At 56.4% G+C, this 1,849-nt stretch carries 1 rRNA gene; it reads right to left on the bottom strand.

Features of this window, described 5'->3' with window-relative positions:
- Positions 1 to 22 precede the first annotated feature (22 nt).
- Positions 23 to 1,849 (bottom strand): 23S ribosomal RNA (locus ABZX79_RS37795); the annotation flags it as partial.

The raw sequence follows: 1,849 nt of genomic DNA, 5'->3' as shown, positions 1-1,849 counted from the left end.
AACACAGTGGACGCGAGCAACTGAGGACAAGCCCTCGGCCTATTAGTACCAGTCAGCTCCACCCGTTACCGGGCTTCCACATCTGGCCTATCAACCCAGTCGTCTACTGGGAGCCTTAACCCCTCAAAGGGGGTGGGAATACTCATCTCGAAGCAGGCTTCCCGCTTAGATGCTTTCAGCGGTTATCCTTTCCGAACGTAGCCAACCAGCCATGCCCTTGGCAGGACAACTGGCACACCAGAGGTTCGTCCGTCCCGGTCCTCTCGTACTAGGGACAGCCCTTCTCAATATTCCTACGCGCGCAGAGGATAGGGACCGAACTGTCTCACGACGTTCTAAACCCAGCTCGCGTACCGCTTTAATGGGCGAACAGCCCAACCCTTGGGACCGACTCCAGCCCCAGGATGCGACGAGCCGACATCGAGGTGCCAAACCATCCCGTCGATATGGACTCTTGGGGAAGATCAGCCTGTTATCCCCGGGGTACCTTTTATCCGTTGAGCGACAGCGCTTCCACAAGCCACTGCCGGATCACTAGTCCCGACTTTCGTCCCTGCTCGACCCGTCGGTCTCACAGTCAAGCTCCCTTGTGCACTTACACTCAACACCTGATTGCCAACCAGGCTGAGGGAACCTTTGGGCGCCTCCGTTACTCTTTAGGAGGCAACCGCCCCAGTTAAACTACCCATCAGACACTGTCCCTGATCCGGATCACGGACCGAGGTTAGACATCCAGCACGACCAGAGTGGTATTTCAAGATTGACTCCACACACACTGGCGTGCATGCTTCAAAGTCTCCCACCTATCCTACACAAGCCGAACCGAACACCAATATCAAACTGTAGTAAAGGTCCCGGGGTCTTTCCGTCCTTCTGCGCGAAACGAGCATCTTTACTCGTAGTGCAATTTCACCGGGCCTATGGTTGAGACAGTCGAGAAGTCGTTACGCCATTCGTGCAGGTCGGAACTTACCCGACAAGGAATTTCGCTACCTTAGGATGGTTATAGTTACCACCGCCGTTTACTGGCGCTTAAGTTCTCAGCTTCGCACGCCCGAAAGCGCACTAACCGGTCCCCTTAACGTTCCAGCACCGGGCAGGCGTCAGTCCGTATACATCGCCTTACGGCTTCGCACGGACCTGTGTTTTTAGTAAACAGTCGCTTCTCGCTGGTCTCTGCGGCCACCCCCAGCTCACCGTGTAAAACGGATCACCAGTGATGGCCCCCCTTCTCCCGAAGTTACGGGGGCATTTTGCCGAGTTCCTTAACCATAGTTCACCCGAACGCCTCGGTATTCTCTACCTGACCACCTGAGTCGGTTTAGGGTACGGGCCGCCATGAAACTCGCTAGAGGCTTTTCTCGACAGCATAGGATCATCCACTTCACCACAATCGGCTCGGCATCAGGTCTCAGCCTTAATGTGTGACGGATTTACCTACCACACGGCCTACACCCTTACCCCGGGACTACCACCGCCCGGGCTGGACTACCTTCCTGCGTCACCCCATCGCTTACCTACTACCACCTTGGGCCGGCGGCTCCACCACTTCCCTTTGCCCGAAGGCTCCAGGACGGCTTCACGGCCTTAGCATTAATGGATTCGATACTGGGCGTTTCAAAGCGGGTACCGGAATATCAACCGGTTGTCCATCGACTACGCCTGTCGGCCTCGCCTTAGGTCCCGACTTACCCTGGGCAGATCAGCTTGACCCAGGAACCCTTAGTCAATCGGCGCACACGTTTCTCACGTGTGTATCGCTACTCATGCCTGCATTCTCACTCGTGAACCGTCCACAACTCGCTTCCGCGGCTGCTTCACCCGGCACACGACGCTCCCCTACCCATCC

The sequence above is a fragment of the Streptomyces sp. NPDC002994 genome (assembly GCF_040611155.1).
Taxonomy (GTDB): Bacteria; Actinomycetota; Actinomycetes; order Streptomycetales; family Streptomycetaceae; genus Streptomyces.
The sequence above is the reverse complement of the archived record's forward strand: the minus strand, read 5'-3'. Positions and strand labels throughout refer to the sequence as shown.